This is a genomic window from Paenibacillus borealis (assembly GCF_000758665.1).
Classification (GTDB): Bacteria; Bacillota; Bacilli; order Paenibacillales; family Paenibacillaceae; genus Paenibacillus_AQ; species Paenibacillus_AQ borealis.
The window spans coordinates 4,091,383-4,113,644 of sequence record NZ_CP009285.1; the positions used below are offsets into that span (position 1 = coordinate 4,091,383).

The 22,262-nt window shown below is 49.6% G+C and carries 20 protein-coding genes; 15 read left to right on the forward strand and 5 right to left on the reverse strand.

Annotated elements, in window-relative coordinates:
• Positions 1–5: 5 nt before the first annotated feature.
• The 4 genes from PBOR_RS17260 (at position 6) to PBOR_RS17275 (ending at position 7,972) form a co-directional block, all read left to right on the forward strand.
• Positions 6–1,691 (forward strand): type 2 periplasmic-binding domain-containing protein, encoded by a 1,686-nt coding sequence (locus PBOR_RS17260; protein WP_042213700.1) that lies wholly within the window; start codon positions 6–8, stop codon positions 1,689–1,691.
• Between the two features lie 74 nt (positions 1,692–1,765).
• Positions 1,766–3,541 (forward strand): cache domain-containing sensor histidine kinase, encoded by a 1,776-nt coding sequence (locus tag PBOR_RS17265; protein WP_042213702.1) that lies wholly within the window; start codon positions 1,766–1,768, stop codon positions 3,539–3,541.
• A gap of 10 nt (positions 3,542–3,551) precedes the next feature.
• Positions 3,552–5,156, forward strand: coding sequence for a response regulator (locus PBOR_RS17270; RefSeq protein WP_245647806.1), 1,605 nt, complete (start codon positions 3,552–3,554; stop codon positions 5,154–5,156).
• A 2-nt stretch (positions 5,157–5,158) separates the two neighbouring features.
• Positions 5,159–7,972 carry a DUF8487 domain-containing protein gene (locus tag PBOR_RS17275; RefSeq protein ID WP_245647808.1) on the forward strand — a complete coding sequence of 938 codons (2,814 nt, stop codon included), beginning with the start codon at positions 5,159–5,161 and terminating at the stop codon, positions 7,970–7,972.
• Positions 7,973–8,046: 74 nt separating this feature from the next.
• Here the strand turns inward: PBOR_RS17275 and PBOR_RS17280 are convergent, their stop codons facing one another.
• Positions 8,047–8,646 carry a TetR/AcrR family transcriptional regulator gene (locus tag PBOR_RS17280; protein WP_042213707.1) on the reverse strand — a complete coding sequence of 200 codons (600 nt, stop codon included), beginning with the start codon at positions 8,644–8,646 and terminating at the stop codon, positions 8,047–8,049.
• A gap of 128 nt (positions 8,647–8,774) precedes the next feature.
• Here PBOR_RS17280 and PBOR_RS17285 point away from each other — a divergent pair, with 128 nt between their 5' ends.
• The gene (locus PBOR_RS17285; protein WP_281191749.1) at positions 8,775–9,347 is read left to right on the forward strand and encodes a cysteine hydrolase family protein; all 573 of its coding nucleotides are present in this window, start codon (positions 8,775–8,777) and stop codon (positions 9,345–9,347) included.
• Positions 9,348–9,386: 39 nt separating this feature from the next.
• A complete protein-coding gene (locus tag PBOR_RS17290; RefSeq protein WP_042213709.1) occupies positions 9,387–10,073 on the forward strand; it encodes an SDR family NAD(P)-dependent oxidoreductase in 687 nt (228 codons plus the stop codon).
• 110 nt (positions 10,074–10,183) lie between these two features.
• Here PBOR_RS17290 and PBOR_RS17295 read toward each other — a convergent pair whose 3' ends face one another.
• The gene (locus PBOR_RS17295) at positions 10,184–11,074 is read right to left on the reverse strand and encodes a LysR family transcriptional regulator (RefSeq protein WP_042213711.1); all 891 of its coding nucleotides are present in this window, start codon (positions 11,072–11,074) and stop codon (positions 10,184–10,186) included.
• A gap of 117 nt (positions 11,075–11,191) precedes the next feature.
• Here PBOR_RS17295 and PBOR_RS17300 point away from each other — a divergent pair, with 117 nt between their 5' ends.
• From PBOR_RS17300 to PBOR_RS17315, 4 genes are all read left to right on the forward strand, one after another.
• Positions 11,192–11,986, forward strand: coding sequence for an SDR family oxidoreductase (locus PBOR_RS17300; protein ID WP_042213714.1), 795 nt, complete (start codon positions 11,192–11,194; stop codon positions 11,984–11,986).
• A gap of 240 nt (positions 11,987–12,226) precedes the next feature.
• Positions 12,227–12,934 carry a response regulator transcription factor gene (locus PBOR_RS17305; protein WP_042213716.1) on the forward strand — a complete coding sequence of 236 codons (708 nt, stop codon included), beginning with the start codon at positions 12,227–12,229 and terminating at the stop codon, positions 12,932–12,934.
• Entirely contained in the window at positions 12,912–14,333 is a 1,422-nt protein-coding gene (locus tag PBOR_RS17310; protein WP_042213718.1) for a sensor histidine kinase, read from the forward strand. The genes PBOR_RS17305 and PBOR_RS17310 overlap by 23 nt, the downstream gene beginning before the upstream one ends.
• A gap of 55 nt (positions 14,334–14,388) precedes the next feature.
• A complete protein-coding gene (locus tag PBOR_RS17315; protein ID WP_245647810.1) occupies positions 14,389–14,745 on the forward strand; it encodes an Asp23/Gls24 family envelope stress response protein in 357 nt (118 codons plus the stop codon).
• On the opposite strand, the gene PBOR_RS17320 is transcribed toward PBOR_RS17315, so the two are convergent.
• Complete coding sequence (locus tag PBOR_RS17320) at positions 14,740–15,606, reverse strand: MurR/RpiR family transcriptional regulator (RefSeq protein ID WP_042213721.1); 867 nt, start codon at positions 15,604–15,606, stop codon at positions 14,740–14,742. The genes PBOR_RS17315 and PBOR_RS17320 overlap by 6 nt on opposite strands.
• A 181-nt stretch (positions 15,607–15,787) precedes the next feature.
• Between PBOR_RS17320 and PBOR_RS17325 the strand changes: the two genes are divergently transcribed.
• From PBOR_RS17325 to PBOR_RS17335, 3 genes are all read left to right on the forward strand, one after another.
• Complete coding sequence (locus PBOR_RS17325; protein ID WP_042213723.1) at positions 15,788–16,804, forward strand: Gfo/Idh/MocA family oxidoreductase; 1,017 nt, start codon at positions 15,788–15,790, stop codon at positions 16,802–16,804.
• Entirely contained in the window at positions 16,805–17,797 is a 993-nt protein-coding gene (locus PBOR_RS17330; protein ID WP_042213725.1) for a Gfo/Idh/MocA family protein, read from the forward strand.
• A gap of 203 nt (positions 17,798–18,000) precedes the next feature.
• The gene (locus tag PBOR_RS17335) at positions 18,001–18,459 is read left to right on the forward strand and encodes an HD domain-containing protein (protein WP_157764057.1); all 459 of its coding nucleotides are present in this window, start codon (positions 18,001–18,003) and stop codon (positions 18,457–18,459) included.
• A 321-nt stretch (positions 18,460–18,780) separates the two neighbouring features.
• On the opposite strand, the gene PBOR_RS17340 is transcribed toward PBOR_RS17335, so the two are convergent.
• On the reverse strand, positions 18,781–20,013 hold the full coding sequence (locus PBOR_RS17340) for an IS110 family RNA-guided transposase (RefSeq protein WP_042211610.1): 1,233 nt from the start codon (positions 20,011–20,013) through the stop codon (positions 18,781–18,783).
• Between the two features lie 465 nt (positions 20,014–20,478).
• Here PBOR_RS17340 and PBOR_RS17345 point away from each other — a divergent pair, with 465 nt between their 5' ends.
• Positions 20,479–21,558 carry a hypothetical protein gene (locus tag PBOR_RS17345; RefSeq protein ID WP_042213730.1) on the forward strand — a complete coding sequence of 360 codons (1,080 nt, stop codon included), beginning with the start codon at positions 20,479–20,481 and terminating at the stop codon, positions 21,556–21,558.
• An 81-nt stretch (positions 21,559–21,639) separates the two neighbouring features.
• On the opposite strand, the gene PBOR_RS17350 is transcribed toward PBOR_RS17345, so the two are convergent.
• Positions 21,640–21,933 (reverse strand): hypothetical protein, encoded by a 294-nt coding sequence (locus PBOR_RS17350; protein WP_042213732.1) that lies wholly within the window; start codon positions 21,931–21,933, stop codon positions 21,640–21,642.
• A 34-nt stretch (positions 21,934–21,967) separates the two neighbouring features.
• Between PBOR_RS17350 and PBOR_RS35020 the strand changes: the two genes are divergently transcribed.
• On the forward strand, positions 21,968–22,243 hold the full coding sequence (locus PBOR_RS35020; protein ID WP_052429519.1) for a DUF5071 domain-containing protein: 276 nt from the start codon (positions 21,968–21,970) through the stop codon (positions 22,241–22,243).
• The last annotated feature ends 19 nt before the right edge of the window (positions 22,244–22,262 follow it).

Sequence of the window (22,262 nt, forward strand, 5' to 3'; positions counted from 1 at the left end):
AAACAATGAAGATCAATCGTACCCGGCTTGCTGCCCTGGCTGTAGCAACCTTATTGACAACCGTCACAGGCTGTTCGGGCTCCGGCGGAAATGCTGCCGATAATGCTGCTGCAGGCAGTGAAACATCCAGCACCCAGCCTGCCAGCGGCCCGTCATCTTTCAATCTCTGGCTTGGATGGACGTCTACGATTAATAATGACAGCTTGGTCCAGAAATACTGGCGCGAGCAGGAGCCTGGAGTCGATGTGAAGCTGGAGACAACCCAAGGCGACGCGATGACCGCGCTCAATCTGAAGATCAATACAGGCGGCTTCGAGGATGCTGCCATCTTCAACCGGAATGAGACGGTCAAAAGCGCGATGAACCGCTCCAAGCAGCTGATGCCGCTGGAACAATATTTCGACATGCCGGATAAATACCCGGGGCTGGCGTCTATTCCCAAGCAGTATCTGGAACTAATGAAGGATAATGATGGCCATATCTGGTCCATCCCGACCTGGTTTGACCAGAATCCGGAAGACCCGTGGCCGGGCTGGGCATCTCAAGCCTGGATCGTCAGAAGTGATGTGCTGGAGAAAACGGGCATGACCAAAGACGATCTGGCAACGATTGAGGGAGTGGAGACCTTCCTGCGTAAAGCTGCAGAACAGAAGGATGCAGCCGGCAAATCGCTTATCCCTTTATCCTTCCTGATGGATACGAGTGATACACTGGGCTGGAGTGATGAGAATGCGATTCTGACAGCATTCGGGGTAACAACGGGAGGGAACGGCATCGACAAACGCGGTGATGATTTCGTATTCGCTTACGATGATCCCAATTACAAAGCTGCTTACCAATGGATGAACAAGATGTATCAGGAGAAGCTGATTGATCCGGAAGTTGTGACCAGCAAAAAAGAACAGTATGCAGAGAAAAACAAATCAGGCCGCATCGCCTTCAACGTAGGCAGCTTCTGGAATATTCCTGCATCTACCTGGGAAACCCTGGACGGGCCGACAGAGCCGGGCTGGTTCTACGAAGCGGTTCCTTTTCCGAAGGTGGAAGGTGTAGAGAAGCTCGGAATTAATCAGGTCACCAACCCGAATCCGGGCTATGATGTGTATATCAGCGGGAAGACCAAGAATCTCGAGGCCATTCTGAAATTCTTCGATTATACCCTGCAGCCGAAACCTGAACAGCAGCAGGTAATTAATGAAGGTCCGGCAGGGCTGTACTGGGATTGGATCGACCAGCCGCTGGGCAAATGGAAGTTCACAGACGAAGCTTATAAAACGAGCCGGAATTCCGGAGACACCGCGCAGAAAGCCAAGGTTACTCCAGAACTCTATATGGCGGCATCGTACAGCAATGAATGGTATCCTTGGTGGAACACCGAAGATGCGGGTAAAGCCGGAGCGGCTAAGACGATTCAGTTCACCGAAACTATCGGTAAAATGGGCACGATCCGGGTAGCTGAACCCTATGATCTGTTCCAAATGAAACAGGGTGGAGCCTGGGAGAAATATACCCCGGAGCTTGAGAATATCCGTAAGGAATACCGCGCCAAGCTGCTGATGGCCAAAGACGAAGGGCAGTTTGAGAAGAACTGGAATGATTTCCAGGATGCGCTGGAGAAACGCGGACACTGGAGTGAAGTCAAGCAGGAATGGCTGGATACGTACAAAGAAGAAGTAGCTGCAGCGCAATAATACTATAGTGTACAGATGTAACGGAGCACCTCTCACCACGAGAGGGCTCCCTTTGCACTTCATGGGGGGGACATATGTTAAAACAGCAGATAGAGAAATGGATCATTCGTATGACCCGTTCCATGAACCTGAGGAGCAAGATTGTATTATTCTACGGTCTGATTGTGTTCGTTCCGACTGTACTGCTTGCTGCAGGTGCAGGTTACATGATGCTTCATACCGTACGGGCTAACTATATGCTCACAATCCGGGAAGCGGTAAGGCAAAGTGCGCAGAGTATTGAATTCAGGAAGCAGAGCTATGATCTTCTCGCTACCCGTACGGCGACGGATGGAGAGCTAATCTCCAGATTAGCCAGGGACTATGCGGATATCGATGAACAACTCGGCACGGTCAATTATGTAGACCGTTCCTTCCTGCTTACGAGCAAATATTTGCCGGGTATTGAGAATTTCCGTATCTACCATACCAACGGCACACTTGTTCAGGATGGAGGGCTGCTGTGGAAACCGGAGGACCGGATGCTCTCGGGGATGCGGGAGAAGGAATGGTACGCAACGATGCTGCGTAAGGAGGATAATCTGGTATGGACCAATGCGGCTGACGACAGGACGAAGCTGGTGGTTTCCCACAAAATCCTGAATTTGTACGGAGATGTCTACGGCATTGTCTATCTGCTGCTGGACTATAACGGTGTCTTCATGGAATCATTCGACCATCCGTTTGAAGGGGCCGGAGCATTATACATTGTCGACGACAGCGAGCGGATTATTGCCTCCTCTGAGCCCTCCGAGATTGGCAGCCGTTTGTCCGCCTCTTCTTTAGGACCTTATTGGAATAACCCGGAAGAAGCCCCGGCAGCCCGGAACGGGATGGTCCTGATCACCCAGGAAATTAAGTCCGGCTGGACGGTTGCGGCGCTTGTGCATCTCGACCGGCTGGAGGAGCAGTCAACGCGGATTATGTACTACATCGCAATAGGTATTGCCTTTTTCCTGCTGATATCTATCTTTCTGATCATGATTGTCCTCAAAAATGTCATTTGGCGGATACGCAAGCTGGGCATCCGGATGACCGATATCTCGGAAGGTTATTTCGAAGTGACCGTTAGAAACCGTGACAATGATGAACTCGGTGAGCTTGAGGTACTGTTCAATTCTATGTCCGGCCGTTTGAGAAAGCTGGTAGAGGAGCATACAGAAGCCATGCTTAAGGAACGCGAGCAGTCGTTCAGGGCGCTGCAGGCACAGATCAACCCTCATTTCATCTATAATTCCCTTAGCCTGATCCGTTGGCGGGCCATGGATCAGCAGGATGATATCCAAATCCGGACGATAGATGCCCTGACCACCTTCTACCGTCTTGCGCTCAGCAACCGGGTTAATGTGACCCTAATCCGTGATGAAATCGAGCATCTGAAGGCGTACATTGAAATCCAGCAGCTGCGTTATCCCGGACAGGTGTCGGTGGAATGGCAGGTGGAGCCTGAGGTTCTGGATCTTTACAGCATTAAGCTGATCCTCCAGCCAACGGTAGAGAATTGTTATCTGCACGGCGGGATTACGACCAGGGCGCATGCTTTTATTCAGATCACGATCAGGCAGGCGGGTAATCGAATTCAGTTCCAGATTTTTGATAATGGCCAGGGGATCAGCAGGGAGAAGCTGGAACAGATTCGTTCCGGCAGCTACAGGGGTACCCAAAACGGATTCGGAATGAACAATATCCGGGAGCGCCTGGCGCTGTATTTTGGTCCGGAGGGCCGCTTTGAAATTGACAGCACAGAAGACGAATGGACTAAGGTAACCATATATATCCCTGTTTGCACGGATAGTCCTGAGATAAAATAGGGGGTGCTTCATGCGGGCAATAATTGTTGACGATGAGCCTATGCAGATTCAGGGGCTTGTCCGGCATATCAGCTGGAAAGCCCTGGGGTACGAGGAACCGCTAACCGCGCAGTCTGGTAAGGAAGCACTGGCGATCCTGCGGGAAACTCCCGTAGATGTACTGATTACGGATGTCTCCATGCCCGGTATGACCGGAATTGAGCTATTGGCCAGATGCAAAGCGGATTATCCGGCACTGCAGTCTATGCAGACAGTGATGATAAGCGGATATGACGAATTTGAATTTGTGCAGGAGGCTATACACCTGGGGGCCAAAGCCTACGTTCTGAAGCCTGTCAGAACAGAAGAGCTAGAGATGAAGCTTGCGGGCTTCAGGGAAGTGTATGAGAAGAAAAAACAGATAGAACAGGAAACCGCCTTGCTTAAGGAGAAGGTTACAGAGAGCTATGAGGTATTGCAGGAGCGGTTCGTCAAGGATATGATCGAAGGCTGGATTCATAGTGATGAACTGCTTGAATCCTGGCGGCGGCTCCTGGATCTGCCGGGAGGGGAATGGCAGACTTCGTTATTCCTCTTCGGTTATGACCGTCTGTTCCGGGATAATCCGCATGATGCCAAGGAGCGGATTATGTATAGCGAAGGGCTCTTGAACTGTGTGAAGCTTGGGCTTGCCGGGTTCTCTACTGCCTATATCGGGAAGACAGGGGCGGATGAACTGGCGGTCATTGTGCTGAATGCAACGCCCTTGGCCCGGGCCAGACTTGAGAAGCAGCTCACGTTCATCCAAGATATTCTTAGGGAGCAGTACACTGCTTCCGTTACAGTCGGAATCAGCAGGGAGTGCCGTTCATGGACGGAAATACCGCTGCTGTATAAGGAAGTGAGGCATATGATGTCCGGTGCCAGACTAGCCGGGTACGGGCAAATCCTATATTTTGACCAGAGCCTGATGAACGAATATCAGGACTTCCGGCTGCGTGAAGAATATATTCCGGAGATCGTGAAGCTGCTGGACAGCGGGCAGAGTGAGAAGGCTGCTGCTTATTTCAATCATGCTTTCGAAATGCTGCTGGCGCGTGAGCCCGTATCCTTCTCTTATGTGCAGGCTTTCGGCATGGGCTTGCTCAGTGAGCTGGCGCGTAAGACGAAGCGGCTCCAAGAGACGGATACGGAGATGAACATTCTCATGTGGCAGCGGCTGATTGACTGCACCGGAGTGAATGAAGTCAGGAAGGTAGTACTGGAATATTTGGCGCAATATGCTAAGCTTAGTCAGGGAGAACAAGTCGTCCAGCAGCATAACCTGATCCAGCGGGTTGCCCGCCAGCTGGAGGAACGTCTCCAGGAGAATATAACAGTGAAGCAGCTAGCCGAGCAGTTTCACCTGAATCACAGTTATTTGAGTGTTCTCTTCAAGAAAGAAATGGGCCGGACGATTTCTGACTTCACGCAGGAAGCACGAATGAACAAGGCCAAGGAGCTGCTCCGGGACCCGAATATTAAGGTCTATGAAGTTGCAGAGCAGGTAGGCTTTCAAACTGCGGCTTATTTCACCTTCCTGTTCAAGAAAACTACCGGCACCACACCGCAGGAGTTCAGAGATTACCATTATTAGGAGTGATAATTTTGCAGACAAAGATCAGCCTCGAAGGCGAATGGAAGTTGCAATTGGATGAGAGTAAACAGGGACTGGTATTACCTTTTACAGATGTAATCACGCTGCCGGGAACAACCTCCCATGCACGCAAAGGACCGAAGAATGAGGAGTTTCTGGTAAGCGCTCTAACGGATGAATATCTGTTCGAAGGATCCGTCTGGTACTCCAGGGAGATTGACATCCCAGATGAGCTGGCCGGCAAGAACAGTTATCTATATTTGGAACGTACACGGCTTACCACGCTTTGGCTGGACGGGCAGGAGATCGGCAGCCGTGACAGTCTGAACACCGCCCATGTATATGAGCTGCCGCAGCTGGAACCGGGTACGCATACAATCACGATCCGGGTAGACAACACGGGTTACCCGACCAAAGGCGGACATCTGACTTCGCCGGATACCCAGACGAACTGGAATGGAATTACCGGCCGTTTGGAGCTGCAATTCTACGGAGAGTCACAGCTTAGCGGCATCCGCCTGGATTCAGAGCTGGCTGCACGTTCTGTCCGCATCGCAGCAACTCTGGAGAGTAAGAGCGAAACTACACTTGTAGTATCTGCCAAGAGCTTCAATAGTGAGGATTCACACACGGTAGAAGAGCAGGAGTACATAGTATCACCTGGTAAGTTCTCAGTAGACTATGCGCTTGGTCAAGATGCACTGCTCTGGAGTGAATCCGCTCCCAATCTGTATAATATCCTCCTGGTTCTGAAGGATAGTGAAGGCAAAGCCATCGGCCGGCAGGAGGTTATCTTCGGACTGAAGGAATTCCGGGCAGAAGGCGATAAGTTCACGATTAACGGGGAGAAGACATTCCTCCGCGGCAAACATGACGGTCTGATCTTCCCGCTGACCGGCTATGCTCCGACAGATGTGGAAGAATGGGTTAGAATACTTGGCATTTCCAAGTCCTACGGGATCAATCATTACCGTTTCCATACCTGCTGTCCGCCGGAGGCTGCTTTCACAGCTGCGGATATGCTCGGGATCTACATGCAGCCGGAGCTCCCTTTCTGGGGAACGATAACCGTTGAAACCGATGAAGGACATAATCAGGCTGAGCAGGATTACCTGATTAGCGAAGGGTACGCCATTCTGCGGGAATTCGGCAATCATCCATCCTTCGTAATGATGTCCCTCGGCAATGAGCTGTGGGGCAGCAAGGAGAAAATTGACTCCTTCCTGAAGGATTACAAAGCCTTCGATGACCGGCCTTTATACACCCAGGGCTCCAATAACCACCAATGGGTACCGGAGGTTCTGGAGCATGACGACTTCTTCAGCGGGGTGCGCTTCACCCGGGACCGGTTGTTCAGAGGCTCCTATGCGATGTGCGATGCTCCGCTGGGACATGTCCAGACAGCCGTGCCAGGCACGATGAAGGATTATGACGACCAGATCGTTCCTCCGGACTTCCTGAATGGAGGGGGACAGGCTGCTGCAGCTGGCGGGGAGATTCAAATCCAGTACGGCACTGAAGCCAAAACCGTACAAGCCGGCGGAGAGTCCGGCGAATGGATTCCGCAGGTTCCGGTGGTCTCGCATGAGATCGGACAATATGCTACGTTCCCTAATTTCGAGGAAATCAAGAAATACACGGGTTCGCTCAAAGCGGAGAATTTCGTAGTCTTCCGTGAACGGCTGGAGAGCAAGGGACTGGGTCATCTGGCCGCCAAATACTTCGAAGCCTCCGGCCAGCTTGCTGTAGCCTGTTACAAGGAAGAGCTTGAGGCCGCCTTCCGTTCACGCCGGCTTGCCGGCTTCCAGCTCCTGGACCTGCAGGATTTCAGCGGCCAGGGAACTGCACTGGTTGGCGTGCTTGATGCCTTCATGGATTCCAAAGGATTGGTCAGTGCCGAGGAATGGCGCACGTTCTGCAATGATGCAGTGCTGATGGCACGATTCCCTAAGTATAATTATACCGCAGGTGAATTGTTCACTGCCCATGTGGAGCTTAGCTGCTTCCGCAGCGGTATGCCGGCTTCCGCTCAGCTGCTATGGCAGCTTGCAGCAGAAGGGAACGTAATTGCCGAAGGAACAACCTTAGCAGCCATTCCGGCCGGAAGCCCTTATATTGACATCTGTGATCTGGCAGTAAATCTTCCTGTCGTAGACCGGATGAGTAAGCTTGTATTATCCCTTTCGATCCAGGGAACGGATATCCGCAAGAGCTACGATCTGTGGGTATACCCTGAGCAGAGCAGCAACCCGCTTGAGGACATTCATGTATTCACGGAGTTATCCGAAGAGGCGCTCGGTCTGCTGGAGAATGGCGGCAATGTGCTGCTGATGCCGAAGCCGGAATCCCTGCAGAATGCAATTGTAGGGTATTACTGCACGGATTTCTGGTGTTATCCGATGTTCCGTTCCATCTCGGAGAGCATGAACCGGCCGGTACCTGTCGGTACGATGGGACTGCTGATCGATAACAGCCATCCGGTGCTCCGGGAGTTCCCGAGTGAGGAACATTCGACCTATCCATGGTGGAGCATTGTGGAGAATTCGAAATCGCTGATCATGGATGATGCTGACCGCACCTGGAATCCCGTTGTGCAGACCATCGATAATTTCGAGCGTAATCATAAGCTTAGTTTCCTTACGGAATGCCGTCTAGGTAATGGTAATCTTCTGATATGTGCACTCGATGCAGGCAAAGTAAGTGAGACACCTGAAGGCAGACAGTTCTTGACCAGCGTGGCTAATTATATGAAATCTGCTGAATTCAAACCGCAATATCAGGCAACTGCGGCAGAGCTTCAGGCACTGATTCAATAAAGGTAACGAACTCTATAACAAAGGAGCGATTCTCCCTTACCGGAGAGTCGCTCCTTTATTCTATTTACTATGCTCTAAATAAATGTCCGGCACAGCTGCTCCAATATGCTTTCCTGGGAGTTGCCGCGCACATTGCGCTGGAACAGATACGAATCACTGCTCAGGGCGATCATCAGCATATCTGCTCTGAACACACTGTCCGGACCGGACTGCCGGTCTTCCACATTCATTTCTGCAAAAAGCTGAACCAGCTGCTGATGGAATTCTTCATATAGGGAAGTGCTTGTCCTGGAGTGCGCACCAAGTGCGGCAGAGGAGTGCTCCACACCTGCAATAAGCCCGGCATGGATTTCTTTGAACTGCAGAAACAGGGTGAGCAGTCCCCGTAACCGTTCGGAAGGCGGCATAGAAGGGTTATCTTCCAGATAAGCTGTAATGTCCTTGGACAGCTGATCCACGGGGTCTCTGATTAAGTCCAGACACAGCTCGTTTTTGTTGCGGTACCGGCGGTATAATGTGCCCGCGCCAATCTGTGCTTCAGCAGCAATCTGATTCATACTGACCGGCTCAACGCCGTGCTGTTCAAATAACCGTAAAGCTGCATCCAGAATACGCTGCCGGTTCTCGGCGGCGTCTTTGCGTTCGGGACGGCAGTTATATACCGGTTGATCCATTAAACATCACTTCCTGTTCTTCTATGGTTAGCCTTGACAAGTGGAGAGGTCTCCGTTTAATATCAAGGCAAGGATAAGAGGAGAGTTCTCCACTTCATACTATTAGATTGCGAAGGAGTGTGCAACCCGTGACGAAGGAACAGAACCAGAGTGCACTACTGGTGATGGATATGCAGAATGCTATTGTGTCGCGATATGTATCGGAGGAAGGTGCTTTACTACCTTTTCAGACGGCAATAATGACAGCCCGCGAACATGGCATACCGGTCATTTATGTAGGTGTAGCCATGCGCGAAGGTATTCAGATTAGCCCGCTCAACAAAATGTTCGGCAGAATGCCCGCCAATAGCGGAATTACCGCGGAGCACCCGTCGATGCAGATTCATGCATCACTCTCACCACTGCCGGACGAGCCCTTTGTCGGCAAATACCGTGTCAGCGCATTTTCCGGGAGTGACCTGGAGAATCTGCTTCGTTCCCGCGGCATAGACCGGCTGATTCTGAGCGGCATCGCAACAAGCGGAGTCGTACTGTCTACCTTGCGCGAGGCGGCAGATAAGGATTACGGTCTTACCGTATTGTCAGATGCTTGTATCGACTCCGATCCTGAGGTTCACCGTGTGCTTACCGGGAAGGTATTTCCCGCCCAAGCTGATGTGCTGACGGTAGAGGATTGGGCGAATTCTTTGACTCAAGAGTAGTAGACACGGAGTTCTTAGTAACAGGAGGAGGGCAATATTATGGGTTCATTAACAAATCAGGTAGCTGTAGTCACTGGTGCGGGTACAGGGCTTGGCAAAGCTGCAGCGGTAAAATTGGCAGAGCACGGGGCGACTGTCGTTCTGGTGGGCAGACGTCCGGACAAACTGCAAGAGGTAGCTTCAATCATTGAAGCGGCGGAGGGCAGAGCGTTAATCATTCCCGCAGATGTTACGAATTTGGAAGAGGTTCAGCGCCTGCGTGATCAGGTAATCGCGCAGGCAGGGAAGGCGAACATCCTGATCAACAATGCGGGCGGAACAGGAGCCCCAACCCACATCCACGACTTAACATTTGGGGCTTGGGATCACACCCTCCAGCTTAATTTGTACAGCCCTTATATCGTAACCAATGCGTTCCTGCCTGTGATGAGAGAGCAGCAATATGGACGTATCGTATCCATTACCTCGGTGATGGCCAATCTGGTCTATCCGGGACTAGGTGCCTATTCGGCTGCCAAGGCTGGTCTGGAGGCATTGATGAGAACGGTGGCAGTGGAGGAAGCGAAGCACGGAATCATCGTCAACATGTTCGATCCCGGTAATCTGCAAACGGAGCAGAACCCGGGAGGCGCGAAAGATCCGGCTTCGGTTGTCGCTGCCATTATTGACCTTGCTTCCTTGCCGGCCGGCAGCGCTGGCGGAGAGGTGACCAGAGCCTTATCCTAGGAAATGATGACACTGGCAATAGCCAAACAAAAGAGAGCGGTTCTCCGTATAGGGAGACCGCTCTTTATTTGTGTCTGCTAATATGAACCTTTCTGCAATCCCTTATTCCGCTATCCCCGTACAGGCTCGAGTGAAGTCTGCTGAAGATAATCCAGAAACCGCCTGGAGGCAGGGGACAGGTAACGGTCGCGACGCCACTTCAAGCCGACCTCCCATTCCCAGCCCTCTTCCTCAATCGGAATCCAGACCAGGCCGTCCAGCATCAAGCCCAGCGTCTGCGGCAGTACAGAGACTCCCAGTCCGGCTTTGATGAAGCCTGCTACCGTAATCAGATCTTCTGCGTCATACGTTGAAGCCAGCTCGAAATTAGTGTTTTTAAATAACGTTGTGATCGTAGATTTAAGTCCGCAGTTCGTCTTCAACCCGACAAAAGGTTCCCCGGACAGCTCAAATAAACTCAAGCTGGAGCGTGAAGCGAACCGGTGCTGGCTGGAGACCACAATAAAGATCGGCATCCGCCGGATAATCATCCATTCTTCATCGTTCATTGTAGTTTCTCTTGAAGTGATCAGCATGTCCGAGGTACCGGTCTCCAGTGCTTCATCGATATCCCCGTGATTCCCCTGATACAGGTCGAACCGCACCTTCGGATTGTCCGCCTGATAATCTCGGATTAGTGACGGCACCAGATCGACTCCGAGAATATTCAGATATGAGATGTGAATCACGCCTGTCTCCGCATTCGAACATTCATCAATTTCACGAATGCCGTTACCGATGTTCTTCATTGCCTCTTCCACCCATTTGCTGAACGTTATCCCATACCGGTTCAACTGGACGTTACGTCCTCTTCGCTCAAATAAAGGAACACCCAGCTCATTCTCCAGTTTGGAGATGGCATGACTCAGTGCGGGCTGTGTAATTCTAAGCGCCTTGGATGCCGAAGTCATATGCTCAAGCCGGGCCACCGTCAGGAAATACTCCAATTGCGTAAGCTCCATTTCAGGGCACCCTCTTATATTAATATTAGTAATGAATTTAATGAAAATAATAAATTAGACGCTCAAGTTAATCAAGCTTAAAATGAAGAAACAAACAAAGAAAAGGGGAACCAAACAATGACGATTACTTACGCAAATCCAATGACTGAGTATGAAGGCAAAAAAATTCTCGTGACAGGCGGAACTAAAGGCATGGGGGAGGCCATCGTTAACCGGTTTAAAGCTGCTGGCGCTACAGTGATGACTACTGCCCGCACGCTCCCGTCCGGGTTGGCAGATGCTGATTTATTCGTACAAGCTGATCTGTCTGCAAAAGAAGGCGTAGAGAAGGTAATTACCGCAGTTAAGGAACGTTTCGGCAGCATCGATATCCTAGTGAATAACATCGGAGGTAATTCTACGCCTCCCGGCGGGTTCCTGGCGGCAAGCGATGAACACTGGATGGATGCGCTGAACTTGAACCTGCTTGCAGCCGTCCGGCTCGACCGGGGCCTGATCCCCTTGATGCTGGAACAGGGTAAGGGCATTATTATCCACATTTCATCTATTCAAAGAGTGCTGCCGTTAATCGAGTCCACCATTCCTTATGCTGCCGCCAAGGCTGCGCTAAGCAATTACAGTAAAAGCCTCTCCAAAGAATTCTCCCCGCAAGGCATCCGTGTAAACCGCGTAGCTCCGGGATTCATTCAAACGACAGCGGCGGATGCCATGATGGAGAGTATTGCGAAGGTTACGGGCAGTGTGGAAAACGCACTCCAGTCCGTAATAGATGCGCTGGGCGGGATTCCGCTGGGCCGTCCCGGATTCCCGGAGGAAGTAGGCGAACTGGTGGCATTCCTGGCCTCCGACCGTGCTGCTTCCATTACGGGGGCTGAATATGTGATTGACGGAGGAACCGTGCCTACGGTATAAGCAGCAGCCGTACCTTCACTGCCAAGCAGGATCGGATCTGCGCTAAAAGATAAAGAACAGCCCGGCAAGCCACTTATGGCTGCTCCAGGCTGTTCTTTTTGTCTGTTTCAGGATATCATTTCTTAAGATTAGTGCTTAAATCTTTAGCTTTTCTTTAGATTTGGTTTAGACTGGATTAAGAATGGCAGGCTATAGTTACAGTTAGCGCAGCTTGCATGACTAGATAGAGGGGGATTCACCATGTATACCATTCTCATAGCTGATGATGAATCGGAGATTGTAGAGCTTCTGCAGCTGTATCTGGAGAAGGAATACAATATTCTGCAAGCACAGAACGGAATTGAAGCACTGAAGCTAATGCAGGGCAACAAGATAGATCTGGCCATTCTGGATATTATGATGCCGGGGATGGACGGGCTGCAGCTGCTGAAGCGGATACGTGAGCATGAGCATTTCCCGGTGCTGTTCCTGTCGGCCAAGAGCCAGCATCATGATAAAATCCTCGGCCTTGAGCTGGGAGCAGACGATTATATCTCCAAGCCCTTCAATCCGCTGGAGATCGTTGCCCGTGCCGGGGCCCTGCTGCGGCGGGTGCACCAGTTCGATGCCAAGGCTGTAGAAGAAGAGCAGACGAAGGAGCAGATTGTGCTTGGACGGTTAACGCTTGACCGGAGCAGCTGTCAGGTTGAGGTGTCCGGTAAACCGGTAGCTCTGACTTCTACAGAGTACAAAATTCTTGAACTGCTGATGGAGCAGCCGGGCCGGGTATTTACGCGCAAGAAGATTTATGAGGCGGTCTGGGAAGATTTCTATGTCTACGAGGACAACAGCATCATGGTGCATATCAGCAATATCCGCGACAAGATCGAGCGCGATTCCAAGAAACCGGAATACCTGAAGACGATCAGGGGATTGGGGTACAAAATTGAAGCACCCGTGGAAAAGTAGGGATAACCGCCCGCTGCAAACGTCTCTGACCATCGACTTTCTGCTGTTTAACTGTATGCTGCTGATGCTTGTACTGGTGGTCTATCTGTTTATCCAGAAGGATATCACTCACGTCATCATGGACCGGATGATTCCCGATCCCGACCTTTCGGTTGAAGCCGGAGATTATCGCCACGAGCTGGGTCAGGGGCCGGAGAGTGACCGGCTGCTGCAGAGCGGAGGCTGGCTGGAGCTGCTCAACTCCGGCAAACAGGTCATCCGTGTCATTGGAGACAAGCAGGACCAAACCATGGGTTATGATGAGAACAGTCTGTTCAAGGGACTGGAGAACCGCAGCGACCAGCCCTACTACTACTCCATTTCCCAGGTGGATAGTAACAGCGGAGTGGCCTGGTTGCTGCTCAAGATTCCCCGCGATGTGGTCAGCGTGTCCATTAACAACGAAATGCTATTTGCCTATCTGAACCATTCGGTGTTCTTTTATGTGTTTGTGGTCAGCGGAATGATTCTGATGCTGATCTTTGTATATAGCTATTGGGTCTCCAGACGGATCAAGAAGCCGCTGCGGGTTCTAAATCTGGGGATGAACCGTATGATGGAAGGACACTACAATACACGGATTGCCCTTTATGCGGAGACGGAGTTTCTGCGGATTGGCAATAGCTTCAATTACATGGCGGATGTCATTGAGCGGACTACGGAAGAGAAGCGGCAGGCCGAGAAGAGCAAGCAGCGGCTGATGGTAGATCTGTCACATGATCTGAAGACACCGATTACCAGCATTCAGGGTTATGCACAGGCGCTTATCGAAGGGCGGGTTACAGACCCTGAACGGCAGACCAAATACCTGAATTACATTTACACCAAATCCGTGCAGGTGACGAAGCTGATTCAGCATATGCTGGACCTGCTTAAGCTGGATTCACCGGATTTCATTCTTCGCGTAGAGCGGCTGGAGCTGGGGGATCAGCTGCGGGAGATCATTGCCGACACCTACGGTGAAATTGAGCAGAAAGAGTTCGAGCTGCAGCTTCAGGTACCTGAAGAGGAAGTCTACGCCCGTTATGATCCGGAGCTGTTCGCCAGCGTGATCAACAATCTAATCTCCAATGCTCTGGCCTATAACCCAGAAGGTACACGCATCCGCGTGACGGTCATTCCGGAGGATACAGATGTCCGGATTGAGATTGCCGACAATGGGATAGGCATTCCCAAGGAGCTCTGGTCCACGATCTTTGATCCGTTCGTGCGGGGAGATGAAGCCCGGACGACAGCCAGCGGAGGGACAGGACTTGGATTATCCATTGCCAAGAAGAACGTTGAGAAGATGGGCGGTTCCCTGATGCTGGAGAGCCGGGAAGGGGAGCCGACGGTGTTCATTATCCGGATTCCCAGATAAACATTATTGAAGAGAATTCGAAGAAGCGGATGTTCCGCATACCTTAGGAGGAATAATGATGAAGCAGGATACGTTCAAGGGGCTTGTGGAGATTTCAGACCGGGTAATTTCAAGTATAATCCGCTATGCGGTTACCGAAACGCCGGGCATTGCCGGAATGTCCGGCAACCCGGTCAGCGGAAATCTGGCCCGGCGTCTAAGCGGTAAGATTGGCACCAATGGATTGTCAGTGGATGTTACGGATGAAGCCGTGGCGATTCAGCTGGATATCATTATTAATTACGGCTACAAGATTCCTGAGGTATGCCAGATTCTTAAGGATAACGTCCATCAGGCCGTTGAGCACATGCTGGGTCTGTCTCCGCCTATCGTGAATATTAAGGTCGATAAGCTTGCTTTTCCCAACCTATAGCTCCGTCTTCACGTCATCCATATAGAAATCATTCAATACGTCCCGGGAAGCCAGCTTGTTCTTCGAGTAGTTGATTCTATAGATGCAGGAATAGATGACATTCAGGACATATTCAAAAGCAATCTGCGATGAAAAGGTGCCGATCTTCGCATGCTTCACTTCATCCTCAGGCACTTGGATGCAGAGCGTGCTGAGCTTGGCCAATTCCGTCCCGTGAGCCGCGGTGATCGTAATAAAAGGGATGTTTTTGCGTACAAAATATTTCGCGGCCTTCAAATTATTAGCTGTTAGACCATGGTAGGTTAAGAAAATGGCACAGTCATTCTGCGTAAGATTAACCGTATGATATTCCCACTCAGACAGCTCAGTAGCAATCACGGCGTATTTATTAATTTTGATTAATTTATTCTGAAAGCTCTTCGCCCGGATTTCCGAATCACCCAGCGCATAGATGAAGATCTTGTCGGACCGGTCCAGGATGTCAGCGGCCTTGGCTAACTGGGCATCCTCCAGAAAAGCAAAATTCTTCTCGATGGTTGCCTTCATTAATTCCGCAATTTCTTTGGCCACCTGAATCGGAGCTTCACCTGGAGCAAACGGATAATTCACATCCACATTAGAAATGCTATGGACATCCTGCTGGAACTCCCGGGCCAGCTTTAGAATGAATTCCTTATAGCCCGCAAGGCCGAGTTTATGCGTCAGGCGGTTAATGGCCGAATGCGAGGTATAGGTAGCTTTGGCGAGCTCTTGTATGGACATCGGCAGAATATTATCCTTATGGGTCAGGATATAGGCAGCAATGCTTCGTTCGTTGGTTGTAAAATGGTGCATTTCCTTTAATTGCAGCAGCAGCTTCATGACTATGATTCACCTCGGGAATTGAATTTCTGCGTTTTAACAGATGCATCTCTGAACATTATGTTCAAGAAACTGCACCGGTAAATACATATGTACGGATAATTGTACCGTTATGCCTGCTAAGCCTTCACAGCGGGTCTTTTTTTTCTATAATGAACAAAAGAGAAGAGGAGGAACTATAATGTTAACACTCGGCTATATCGGCAACGGCAAGAGCACCAACCGCTATCACCTTCCATTTTCCATGAACCGTGATCACTTGAAGGTCAAGACGATCTATGCCCGCTCACTGTCCAAAACGGAATGGCCCAGAGTACCCGGGATTGAATATACGGACGATCTTGAAACTATGATGAACGACCCGGAGATTCAGCTGATTGTAGTGTGCACAAACACCGATTCCCACTATCATTATGCCAAAATGGCGCTGGACCACGGCAAGCATGTTCTGGTGGAGAAGCCTTTTATGCTGACGGAAGAAGAAGCGGTCTCCATCTTTCAATACGCCAAAGAGAGAAATCTGATCATTCAGTGCTACCAGAACAGACGTTATGACTCGGACTTCCTCACTGCGCAGCAGGTCATAGAATCCGGTAAGCTCGGAGATTTGCTGGAAGTGGAAATGCACTATGATTACTATCGTCCAGAGGTTCCGGCTTCAACCCCGTTCTCTACATACTACAGCTACTTGTACGGTCATGGTTGTCATACCATCGATCAGGTCCTGTCCTATTTCGGTAAACCGGAGACTATCCATTATGACGTCCGCCAATTGCTGGGACCGCAGCAGATGAACGATTACTTTGATCTGGATTTCTTCTACCCTTCGCTAAAAGTGTCGGTCAAATCCAGTTACTTCCGGCTCAAAGAGCGGCCTAGCTTTGTGATATACGGTAAAAAAGGCGTGTTCGTCAAGCAGACGAAGGACCGTCAGGAGGAGCATTTGAAGTTATTTTACCTGCCAAAGGGGCATGTGGATTTCGGTATCGACCTGCCGGAGCATTATGGTATTCTAACTTATCTCGATGATGAGGGCAAGTACCATGAAGAGAAGGTCATCTCAGCCATAGGCGATTATGCCCGTGTATATGACGGTATCTATGATGCAATCGTGCTCGGCAAGGACAAAGTGATTAAGGATGAAGAGACCATAGGTGTTATGCAGATTCTGGAGCAGGGAATGAAGGGGTGCCGCTAAATGAACTTAGGAATAGCCGGAGCCGGGATGATCGTCAAGGATCTGCTCAGCTTCATCGGAGAGATTCCGGGGATTTCCCTGACAGCGATCTTCGCCAGACCCGGCAGGGAAGACGCACTGCAGGAGCTGCAGAACCAATATGGGATAGCCAGGCTATATACTGATTACAGTGCAATGCTTCAGGATACAGATGTGGATACCATATATGTGGCATTGCCGAATCATCTGCATTATGCCTTCACTAAGGAGGCGTTATTATGCGGTAAGCATGTTATTTGTGAGAAGCCGTTCACGTCCAATCTCGCGGAGTTTCTGGAGCTGAAAGAGATCGCTGAGCGAAGCGGGCTTATCCTGCTTGAAGCCATCTCTAATCAATATTTGAACAATGTCGCGGCGGTGAAGGAGCATCTGCCGGGTCTGGGTGTGATCAAAATAGTGGAGTGCAACTATTCGCAATACTCCTCCCGCTATGATGCCTTCAAACGCGGCGAGATCCTGCCTGCGTTCAATCCGGAGATGTCCGGCGGAGCCTTGATGGATATAAATATCTACAATATCCATCTGGTCGTCGGCTTCTTCGGAAGTCCACGGAACGTCGTATACCGGGCGAACATGGAACGGGGAATCGATACGTCGGGGGTGCTGCTGCTGGATTACGGAGATTTCAAATGTGTCTGCATTGGCGCCAAAGACAGCTCAGCTCCCAGCGGAGTAAATATACAGGGGACGGAAGGGTATATACACATTAACGGCTCCGCGAACGGGTGTGACTCCTTTGATTATGTTGCGCTTAGGAAGCATCCCGTCCGTGTGAATCACAAGGATCACCCCCACCGGATGTATGATGAATTCATTTACTTTGAACGATTCATTAGAGAGCAGGACCGGAAGCATGCTGCGGATAGGCTCGCGCACAGTGAGCGTGTGATGCGGGTCATTGAACAGGCGAAGTCGAGCGCCGGGCTTGTGTTTGGATCAGACCGCGGGATGTAAAAGTTCACCTATATACAGAAGAAGCCGCCGGTTGGCGGCTTTTTGGCGCTTCTGCACATAGGGAGATGAGGGGAATGAGCAGAGCATATTCATCAATGCCCTGTAATTTCAATTATATCTAGTTATTACATAATAATTGGTATACAATGGTTAGCGGCTTCGCTACCTATAAAAGAAAAAAATTGTTCCCGGATGAAGAAGCAATGGACGATATCATTTATGTTGCCTCAGTATTTCATGATGTGACCAAAGGGATTGAACCCTACCAGGAGACCGGCTCTGTTCTGGTGAAATCCTTGCTTAAGGATGAATGCTCCCAAGAGCAGCTGGAATTCATATCTGACATTATTGCACTTCATAATATCCGCAATCATGAGGAGCTCCCTTACTACATAAAGCTTGTACAAGATGCTGATATGCTGGATCATTTCGGTACCATGGAGATATGGATGAAATTCCTCAATAGTGCGCATGGTGAAGAGCATGTACTGGAAGCAGTCCAGTTCTGGGAGAGTGAAGAGTACAATAGTTATCTTAAGAAGTCACGAGGCCAGTTGAATTACGACCGTTCGAAGAGCATCTTTGATGCCAAGCTGAAGTTTGAGCAGCAGTTCCAGGAACGGTTCAAGGCAGAGTGTAATGGAGAAGTAGATTTCAACTAACGAAGCAGATAAAAATGCAGGCACCCCGGTGAAATTTCAGCTGGGGTCTGCTTTTTATTGGCCTTAGACAACAATGTTGTACGTATTACAACTTTGATTCATGGGTAGCGGGGTGTTTGGGAAGATTGTTGTATAAAATACAAGAATAATCCGGCTAAGCCGCTTGAAAAAGGTGAATTCCTGCATTTTTATACGAAAATAAACGTAGGCTTTAGTAGGCATTAGCTTAGTACGTGTTTTAAAAGTAACTCTTTCGGGATAAACTTACTCTTAAAGGCGCAAAAAGTCCCCCTACCCCAATTATTGAGCGATTTTTAAAAATCAGCTCGTTTCGGGGGACGTCACTTGAACCGTTAAGCCTAACTTTTCGATTTGTTTCAAGTAATAAGCTAACGCCTTTTCCTTGGACGTGCTCTCCGGCACGTCTTTTTCTTCGTATCCAGATCTGTTTTTCATTAAACTGTAAATAATCTTTACCAGTAAATGTGCCGTGGCTACACACGCTTTTTTGTCTCCACGCCGCTTTCGAACCCGCCTAAAGTGCTGACCGATACGATTGGAGGATTTCTCATTGGCCCATGCCGCCTGGGTTAACGCGCGTTTCAAAAACTTGTTTCCCGGCAGACATTTCGTTTTAGATTTCCTTCCTGCACTTTCCTTGTTTCCCGGGCTGACGCCTGCCCAAGACGTCAATTGTTCCTCCGTTTCGAAACGCTTATGAACCTCCGGACCGAGTTCAGCAAAAATAGCCGCAGCCGTATTGCGTTCAATCCCAGGGATCGAATCGAGCCACTCCAGTTCTTCGGCATATGGGGCTAGCTTGCATTCAATCCGGGCTTCCACTTGCTCGATTTGCTTCTCCAGATACAACAGATGATCCCAGTGAAGCCGCATCATCTCCCGATGATGACGACGCACACGTCCATTCAACGCGTCCATGAGTTCAGGGACCTTTTTCTTTAGTTTTGTCTTCACGAGCCCGCGAAGCTGCTCTTCGTCCAGCACCTCGCCATTCATTAACTGCTCCAGCAACAAACGGCCCGATACGCCAAAGACATCCGTGATGAAACTAGACAATTTGATATTTCCATCTTGCAGCAGTTTATGAATCCGATTCTTTTCGGCAGTGATCGCTTGGACCATTTTCACCCGGTACCGGGTCCAGTCCCGCAGATCCCGCAACTGCTCGGGCAGGACCACACTGGCTTGAACCAATCCGCACCGGTGGAGTTTCGCAATCCAAAAGGCATCGTTCATATCGGTTTTTCGTCCAGGAATGTTTTTAATCGTCCGAGCATTCGCCAAGACGATGTCGCACGTCGATTCGAGTACATTCCAGACCGGTTTCCATAATACCCCTGTACTCTCCATCGCTACCTCCTGACACCGATTCGCGATAAGCCAGTCCTGAAGCCGCAATAATTCACGCGTTGTCGTTCCGAACGTCGAGATTTGCTTTTGGGGAGTGTGGTCCAGCGGTCCGTTTAGAATACAAGCGACAACCGTTTTGTTATGAACATCGAGACCCGCACAGCATTCACGTATAGCATCCATGAATCTATCCTACTTTCCTGTCAATTCACAAATCATGCGCTCATTCGTTTAGAATTTTATACACGCACTTTGATGTGCAATAGGCGGTGCCTGAGAGTCGCAATAGGACAGTTTATACAACAGGGTTTTTGGCCCCAATAAATGCTCGTCCACAGATTTGTTATCTTTAGTTTTTCCAGGTTTTAGGTATAGAAACATAGGGAGTACCTATTTTCATTCTAGGGGGTGACGCCGAGGCGTCATGGAAGTTTATACAACAATTTTGGATTTGGGACGATATGACGAGGGAAATGTTGTATTCTGTGCAGGATTTTATAAAAGTCACCAGATCTCTGTCACAGAAAGCCGATGATTCAAGGAATTTAGCAGGAAATAATTAACTTATTGTCGAATTTACTGGTTTGGGCTAATCCGGCGTGCAGCCGGAGCAGCTTACATACATTGGGGGAAGGAATTAGAACAACTATGAAAAAGCTTGTATTACTGCTCACCACGCTGTTGCTCATGATCGGATTAGGGTATCCAGGAGGAGCCGGAAATGCAGCTGCAGCCGCAGCACCGAAGTACACGGAGATTTCCACATTTGTAGACGGGACACTTATGATCTCGGCATCCAAGTCTGTACTTGTCAATGGTTCGGCTTATGTACCTGTGAAGCTGCTGAATCAGATTCCCGGCTTTACCGTTGCTACCGCAGCCTCTGCTGTGACCATCACCGGAAGTAAGGGAAGCGCGAAGTTGAACAAGGACAACTCTATACTGTACAAAAACTCCAACTATGTCGCGTTCAAAACACTGCTTAAGCTTGGAGCTATAGACGGCAAATATGCCACCAGCTCGTATACTCTGTTCATCTGGAGTACGGAAGATGGCAAAATAAAGAGCAACAGTATGCTCTACGCCATCAGCAAGCTGCCAGGAACCATGGGCCAGGCTGTGGGCAAGAAGGTCTATCTATATGCACATCCCGGCAGCCACTGGGTGACAGATGTTCAATACGCGGACGATACAAATACTTCTACTTTCACCCTACTGAGCGAAGCTGGAATAACTTGGACGCTGGATCTGGACGACAGTGAGACCGACACGTTGTACACCGAAGAGAATCTCTTTGCTTTCAAAGAAAATTTCAACGGTGATCCGGCATGGGCTGTAAATGCAAAGATTCCGGACAGTCCTTTTAAGAACATGGAGAAGGTTACGGTCAAAGATTTCCGTTCCAGTCCCGGGGATGGCGGTCTAGAGGTACTGATCCGCCGGGCGAACGGCCAGGAAATCTATATCAGTCTAGACACGACCGTTAACCCTGTTGATTACCTTAAGGAGCTATTCTACTTTAAGAATCCTAGAACAGCTTATCCCAGCAGTGATGCCGTATGGGCTGCTATCCGGGATGAGCGGATCATTACCGACATGACGTTTGAACAAGTCTATCTGTCGTGGGGAGAGCCCGACAGCTACAACGAAGATTTGGGATATATCGTTTACGGCCATCAATATCTGTATTTCATTAATAACAAGCTGAAATATTACTATGAGCTGTAGAGGATTGCGCCTAAATCATTCGTAAACGGTACTTTACTGAAAAAGCCTCACCGTTGAGGCTTTTTCTTTTGTAATACAATACTAAGAATTCTGCAGGGACTGGTTGAATTTCAACCTTTGTTCATACCCATGAATATAGTTGAGGCCTGAGTGAGTTAACTCACCTGATTTAGCATAACCAGCTTCGTAAATATGGTTCAGGGTAATATTGAAATCCCTTTCGTCCATACCTATTTGATTGAAGCGGGGTTCCTTCTCTTCTTCAAGCAACTTCAGAATCTGATATACCGGGTCCGTACGTAGCAATTCATTCAACTTCCTTCCTGTAAGCAATATGGCTTTAGCATATGCACAAGGAGGGATGTTGGTGACCAACTGACCTCATCCCATTAATCCCGGAGTTGTTACAATGGCTGCAGGATATAAACTGGCCTATAGCAGAAAAGTATGCAATTTGTTGCTGACAGTGCCTAAAGAGACGGTTCCATACGTAGCGGAGGTTCTAAATGGAGGAGATGACATATGGAAGGAATGGTGTCTGCAGTGTTATGTAAGTCAATTGCCTGAAGAATTCAGACATCCATTAGAGACGCAGATTCAGCGAATAGCCTATAACCCAACCAAGGGTGAGGAACTTGAAGAAGTCCATATTACAGCAAGAGAATTGCTCAAGGATTTCAGCTGAATTCCTTGAGCAACTTTAG